Source organism: Magnetospirillum fulvum MGU-K5 (assembly GCF_000442515.1).
GTDB lineage: Bacteria > Pseudomonadota > Alphaproteobacteria > Rhodospirillales > Magnetospirillaceae > Phaeospirillum > Phaeospirillum fulvum_B.
The window spans coordinates 21,364-28,176 of sequence record NZ_AQPH01000047.1 but is presented as its reverse complement, the minus strand read 5'-3'; the positions used below and the strand labels follow the sequence as shown (position 1 = coordinate 28,176).

Here is a 6,813-nt window from a genome sequence, read left to right as displayed (position 1 = left end):
CTTCCCCTGATCGCGGGGATCAAGGCTGTCGTCATTTTTTACAGCGGATCAGTCACCCCGCCGCCGATCCCCCCGTCCGGGTCGCTGGCATGGCGCTTGCTGTGGGAAAGGTTCATCTCGCGGACGTATCGGAGTACAGCGTGACCGACCTTAAATCCCTGCTACGGGTGCGGACGGGCCGCTCATTCACCGGGGTTTCGGCGATCGTCCTGACCGCCACGCTCGACATCATCCTGCTCGGCGGTTTTTTCACCTGGTCCTATGTCGAGGCGTCGCAACTGGACGGTCTCGACGCCAGAATCTGGAAATTCACCGACGCCACCTTCTGCGTCGGCATCCTGTATCTGATGCTGGCCTCGCGAGGCTATGCCTTGTCGATCCTCGGCAATCCGGTATCGCAACTGAGCCGCCTGCTGGTCAACGGCTCGATCCTGGCCGCGCTGGAATGGCTGGCGTTGCTGATGCTGCAATTCGCCCCGGCGTTTCCCTGGCCGTGGAACGGCCCGATCAACATCGTGTCGGGTGCGGTGGTGGCGATGTGCCTGACCCGCCTGCTGATCTATCGCGGCCTGATGTCGCTGGCCGAGCGGGGGCTGATCGCCCGGACGGTGGCGGTGGTCGGGTCCGGCCCGCATGGGCTGCGCCTGATCCAGTCGCTGATGCAGCGGCGCGAGGCCTGGACCCGGATCATCGGCATTTTCGACGACCGCCACGACCGCGCCCCCCGCGAGGTTGAAGGCTATCCCGTCGCGGGCACTGTTGACGATTTGATCGAGTATGCCCGCGAACGGCGGGTCGACGAGGTTCTGGTCGCCCTGCCCTGGGGGGCCGAGGCCCGGTTGCTGGGGATCGTCGAAAAGCTAAAGGTGATTCCGGCCAATGTCCGCCTCGCCCCCGATGTCATCAGCGGGTACTTCATCGATCAGGGCTTCAGCCGGGTCGATGGAATGCCGGTTTACATCGTGTACCGCAAGCCGATCTCGGGCTGGGGAGCGATGCTGAAACGGGGTGAGGATCTAATTCTGGGGACCGCGATCGGACTGGTCGCGCTGCCGCTGATGCTGCTCTGCGCGATAGCAATCAAGCTCGACAGCCCCGGTCCGGTGCTGTTTCGCCAGAACCGCTATGGCTATAACAACCGTCTGATCGGGGTTTATAAATTCCGCTCGATGTACCAGGACCGCACCGATCGGTCCGGCAGCGTCCAGACCACCAGCGACGACCCCCGCGTCACCCGCGTCGGGCGGCTGATAAGACGGACCAGCCTGGACGAATTGCCGCAGATTCTCAACGTGCTGAAGGGCGATATGTCGCTGGTCGGCCCCCGTCCTCATGCCACCGACACCAAGGCAGCGGGACGCCTGTTCGAGGAAATCGTGCGGGAATATTCGGCCCGGCACAAGGTCAAGCCCGGTATCACCGGCTGGGCCCAGGTGATGGGCTGGCGTGGCGAAACAGATACCGAGGAAAAGATCCAGCGCCGGGTCGAATGCGATCTTTATTATATGGAAAACTGGTCGGTCTTCCTCGATATCGAAATCATGGTTCGTACCCTGTTCGTGCTGACCGGGCGCAATGTCTATTGAGCCCGGCTCGCCCGTGCCGACGCCCCTACCCTGCCGCCCCCAGGATCGAGAAATTGCCGATCTGGACAACCTGGGCAGTGTCACCCACCAGAACCGTCTTGCTGGTTCGCACACCGGCAAAGATGTTGCTGATCACCGTGCCCGACGTTTTCGCACTGAAATTGATCGCTCCCATCGCATCGCCGGTATTGGCGAAACGGCTGTTCGAGATGCTGATCCCGGCAGCATTTTCCAGCGCGACGATTCCGCCGCCATTGCTTTCGAACCAGCACGAGGTGAAGGCGACGTTCTGCGCACCCCGCACCGATACGGCCTGACGCGCACTTTGAAAGGTGCAAACGTCGAAATGGACGATGCTGGGATTGATCGCGTCGGGAGACTCGCCGCCGACCTGAACCGAGGTTGTCGCCGCCGCCCCACCCATAAAGTCGAACTGGACCTGCTGGAACAGGATCTGCGCGTTCTGGCCGACGATCTTCAGAGTCCGGCCTGCGGCGGCGGCAATCGCATAGCAGATGATGTTGCTGAAGGTCAGGAACTGGTTGGGCAAAAGATAGCTCTTGCCACCGCCATTCAGGAAAATCCCGTTATCGAACGACTGGATCGCCAGATCGCGGAACTCGGACCACCACAAACCGCCATGCGGCCTGTCCAGTCCTGCCTTTGCGGCACCTTTCAGCAATATTGCCCACTGGCCGGGATTGTTCGCCTTCTCCGGCACCCCGCCACGCAGGGTCAAGCCGGAGAGACCGGAATAGCGCACCGGCCCGCCGTCCAGCACCACCAGACCCGGTTCGGTCGAGGGCAGCGCCTGGAGTACCGTGGCGTTGCGCCCGGCGCCGACGATCTTGACCGTATCGCGCAACACCAGTTTGCGCAGGGGAAAGGTTCCCGCTGGGATGAACAGCGTTCCGAGCCCGTTGCGGGAAGCGTAATCGATCGCGTTGGCGAACGATTCGGTATTGTCGGCCAATTCGTTGACATCGGGCGCGACCTCCAACAGCGACAGCCCGTATTGTTTTGGGATCGCGGGGACCGCCGCAAAGCTCGGCGCGACAGCCCCCAGCAATCCCGCGCCCAGACCAAGCCCGACGAAGCGACGACGCGTGATGCTCATCTCTGTTCTCCCGCAGTGCGGCTGAATCGGGATCGACCCGGCCGTCATGGCACGCTGGTAAAAGCCGTCGGGAGCGAGCGGCGCCGTCCCCCGTTGCCGGTGCCCCGGAGAATCCGCTCGTAGGCGGCATGGATCGACCGCAGTTGGAATTGCTCGATAAAGCGATGACGCGCAGCGACCCTGGCCCGCAACACCGCCAGATCGTTTTCGATGATTTCGCCGATCAGCGCCGCGCAGCTTTCTTCGTCCTGAAAGAAGAATTGCCCGGTGTCGGCGGTCCAGCGGTTGAAGCGGTTGTCCTGGGCCAGGACCGCGTTTCCCGCTCCCAAGGCTTCGACCAGCGAAGGATTGGTCCCCCCGACGGTGTGGCCATGACAATATGCGCGGGCGTGAAAGCGCAGGCTGTTCAGAATCTCATGATCATAGATCGCGCCGACAAAACGGACCTCGGCGCTGGCCGCCGCCATCACCGCGCCATGATAGGAATTGTCGGCCTCGAACCGGCCAACAATGACCAGATTGACCCCACGACGGCGTCGGGAAAAGGCCCGGACCAGAGTCAGAATCGAGTTCTCCGGCTCGATCCGGCACACCGAGATGAAATAGCCATCCGGGTGCAGACCGAACCCGTCCAGCGGTTCGACCGGCGCGTCAAGAATCTCGGGCGCGCCATAGGGGATCATCGACACCTTGCTCCGCCGCACCCGGTGAGCAAGGTGACCGGCAATCTCGGGATGATCGGCAACCAGACGGGTCCCGGCCCAGGCGGCGATCCATTCGTTCAACCAGAACCACGCCCGCACCGGACGCGACCATTTGGCCCGCTTCCACTCGATCCCGTCCATGTTGACGATGATGCGGTCGGGTCCCAGCCGTAACAGCGGGATCAGGCACCCGGTATTATAGCCGAGCACCAGCCGCGTTCCCCGCTGGTGGCGGACATGGCGGATACATTTCCAGTCGAACTCGATCGACCCAGCCGACCCGGCGCGAACCACTGGAACGACGATCCGGGTCACGCCGCACCATTCCTCCTCATGGATCGGCGCGCCGGGGGCGGCGTTGTCTTGCTGACAATAAACCGAAACCGCCCATCCCCGCCCGACCAGGAACAGGGACAGGTGCTCGGCAAAGGTCTCGAAGCCGCCATGCCCGCCGGGAATGCCGCGAATCCCCAAAATAAAGAGTCGCCGATTCGCGTCAGGCTGTGGGACCACGGAGATGTTCATGTTCGCCCCCTTTGCGTCGCCGGTCAGAGATCGGCGAGAAGATCGATGAGATGCTGGCCATAGGCGCTTTTGCGCAAAGGTGCGGCCAGCCGTTCCAGTTGATCGGCCGAGATGTATCCCTTGCGAAACGCGATCTCTTCCGGGCAGGAGACCGACATGCCCTGGCGGGTCTCCAGCGTGCGGACGAAATTGGCGGCATCGATCAGGCTGTCCGGCGTTCCGGTGTCGAGCCAGGCATAGCCGCGCCCCATCCGCTCGACCTGCAACTGCCCCCGCTCGAGATAAGCGCGGTTGATGTCGGTGATTTCCAGCTCGCCCCGTGGCGACGGCTTTAATCCGGCGGCGATCTCGACGACCTGGGAATCGTAGAAATACAGGCCGGTAACCGCCCAGTTCGAGTCCGGAGCCGTCGGCTTTTCCTCGATCGACACGGCCCGTGAGTTGCCGTCGAACGACACCACGCCATACCGTTCGGGATCGGTGACGTGATAGGCGAACACCGTCGCCCCGCTTGTCCGCGCCGATGCCCGCTCCAGCAAATCGGGCAGGCCGTGACCGTAAAAAATATTGTCACCCAGGATCAGGCACGAAGGCTGGCCACCGACAAAATCGGCCCCGATGATATAGGCTTGGGCCAGACCGTTGGGGCTGGGCTGCTCGGCATAGGTGATCTGGACGCCCCATTGCGATCCGTCGCCCAACAGACGGCGGAAGTTGGGCAGATCGACCGGGGTCGAAATCAGCAGGATATCCCGCACCCCCGCCAGCAGCAGGGTCGACAGCGGATAATAGATCATCGCCTTGTCATAGATCGGCATCAGCTGCTTCGAAGTGACAAGGGTCATCGGATGCAGCCTCGACCCGCTGCCTCCGGCAAGAACGATCCCCTTCATAACGGCCTCTCTTCGCTCGGGATTTTGGTGGCGGCCCCGTCTCGCGACGGGATCAGACGTTCCAGGCAGACCGACAGCGATCCACGCCAACTCGGTAGGGTCAGGCCGTAAGCGGCAAACAGCTTGTCCCCGCAAAGAACCGAATTGGCCGGTCGGGCGGCGGGCAGCGGATAGTCGGTGGCGGGAATCGGAACCACCGTCACGCCCCGTCCGCCCCTGGCCCGCAGGCCGGTGAAGATCGCTTCGGCGAATCCGGCCCACGATGTCTCGCCTGCCCCCGACAGGTGGAACAGCCCGCGTGGTGCCCGCTCCGGCTCGGCACCCAGCCGTTCGGCGATCGAGATCACCGCGTCGGCAATATCAAACGCGCTGCTGGGGCGACCGATCTGATCGGCGACCACCCGGACCGTCTCGCGATCCTCAGCAAGGCGCAGCATCGTCCGGACGAAATTGTTCCCGAACGGCGAATAGACCCAGGACAGGCGCAAAATGACGTGGTTGGCGGTCAGGGCGACGACCCGCTGCTCCCCCGCCAGCTTCGATTCGCCATAGACATTGATCGGGGCGGGAAGATCGCTTTCCAGATAAGGCCCGGATTTGCTGCCGTCGAAGACATAGTCGGTCGACAGGTGGATCAGCGGAACGCCCAGCCGCGCCGCCGTGGCCGCAATTGCGGCGGCCCCGTCGGCATTGATGGCAAAGGCGCTGTCGCGGTCGGTTTCGGCCTTGTCGACGGCGGTATAGGCCGCCGCCGACACGATGATGTCGGGCCGCGCCGCCGTCAGCACCCCCGCCACCGTTTTCGGCCAGGCGAGGTCAAGGCGCGGCCGCCCCACCGCAATGATCTGATGTTCGGACTGAGCCCCACGCTGTTGCAAGGCGGTGGCGATTTGGCCCGAGCATCCGGTAACGACGATCCGCATGATCCTTAGCCTCCCGCCGCCAGCACGCCCAGGCGTTCGCCGCCGTAAATCGAGTGACGCAACGGCCGCCACCACGCCTCGTTATCGAGATACCAGCGAACCGTCTTCTCGATCCCGGTATCGAAACTCTCGCGCGCCGACCAGCCAAGCTCGTCTTCCAGCTTGGTCGCATCGATGGCATAGCGATGGTCGTGGCCGGGCCGGTCGGTCACAAAGGAGATCAGCCGGTCGTGCGGCGCGCATTCGGGCCGGATCCGGTCGAGTTGGGCGCAGATGGCGCGGACAACTTCGATATTGCTGCGCTCGTTGCGGCCGCCGACATTGTATTTCTCGCCGACCCGGCCATGCCCGGCGATGCAATCAAGGGCGCGGGCATGATCCTCGACATGGAGCCAGTCGCGGATGTTGGAGCCATCGCCATAGACCGGCAGGGTGTAGCCCTCCAACCCGTTGATGATGTTGAGCGGGATCAGCTTTTCCGGAAAATGGTAGGGACCGTAATTGTTCGAGCAATTCGAGATCACCACCGGCAGCCCATAGGTGCGGTGCCAGGCGATCGCGAGATGATCGGACGAGGCTTTCGACGCCGAATAAGGCGAAGACGGATCATAGGCCGTCGTCTCGGAAAACAGGCCGTCCGGCCCCAGCGAGCCGTAAACCTCGTCGGTCGAGACATGAAGAAAGCGAAAGGCGGCCCGATCCTTGGCCGACAGGGAATCCCAGAAATGGCGCGCCACCTCCAGCAAGGTGAAGGTGCCCGAGACATTGGTCTCGATAAAGGCGCTGGCCCCGCTGATCGAACGGTCGACATGGCTTTCCGCCGCCAGATGCATCACCCGGTTCGGCTGGAACGAGTCGAAGGCCTTGACCATCGCGCCGCGGTCGCAGATGTCGGCGTTCAGAAAAAAGAACAGCGGCGAGGCTGCGACCGGACTGAGCGATGACAGGTGACCGGCATAGGTCAGTTTATCGACACACAGGACCTGCGCCCCGATCTCGGTAATCAGGTGACGAATCACCGCCGACCCGATAAAGCCGGCACCGCCGGTAACGAGAACACGCATG

6 protein-coding genes are annotated in these 6,813 nt (G+C 63.0%); 1 reads left to right on the top strand and 5 read right to left on the bottom strand.

The window, feature by feature from the left end; all coding sequences use genetic code 11:
• Positions 1-140 precede the first annotated feature (140 nt).
• Entirely contained in the window at positions 141-1,586 is a 1,446-nt protein-coding gene (locus K678_RS12000) for an undecaprenyl-phosphate glucose phosphotransferase (protein WP_196802575.1), read from the top strand.
• Between the two features lie 25 nt (positions 1,587-1,611).
• On the opposite strand, the gene K678_RS11995 is transcribed toward K678_RS12000, so the two are convergent.
• The 5 genes from K678_RS11995 to rfbB are packed head-to-tail and all read right to left on the bottom strand — an operon-like array spanning position 1,612 to position 6,812.
• On the bottom strand, positions 1,612-2,703 hold the full coding sequence (locus K678_RS11995) for a right-handed parallel beta-helix repeat-containing protein (RefSeq protein WP_021132724.1): 1,092 nt from the start codon (positions 2,701-2,703) through the stop codon (positions 1,612-1,614).
• Between the two features lie 44 nt (positions 2,704-2,747).
• The gene (locus K678_RS11990; RefSeq protein WP_021132723.1) at positions 2,748-3,932 is read right to left on the bottom strand and encodes a DUF1972 domain-containing protein; all 1,185 of its coding nucleotides are present in this window, start codon (positions 3,930-3,932) and stop codon (positions 2,748-2,750) included.
• Between the two features lie 23 nt (positions 3,933-3,955).
• A complete protein-coding gene (gene rfbA / locus K678_RS11985; protein ID WP_021132722.1) occupies positions 3,956-4,825 on the bottom strand; it encodes a glucose-1-phosphate thymidylyltransferase RfbA in 870 nt (289 codons plus the stop codon).
• Entirely contained in the window at positions 4,822-5,748 is a 927-nt protein-coding gene (gene rfbD / locus K678_RS11980; RefSeq protein WP_021132721.1) for a dTDP-4-dehydrorhamnose reductase, read from the bottom strand. The genes rfbA and rfbD overlap by 4 nt, the downstream gene beginning before the upstream one ends.
• 5 nt (positions 5,749-5,753) lie before the next feature.
• Positions 5,754-6,812: a dTDP-glucose 4,6-dehydratase gene (gene rfbB / locus K678_RS11975; protein ID WP_021132720.1), complete on the bottom strand. Its 1,059-nt coding sequence runs from the start codon at positions 6,810-6,812 to the stop codon at positions 5,754-5,756.
• Position 6,813 lies beyond the last annotated feature (1 nt).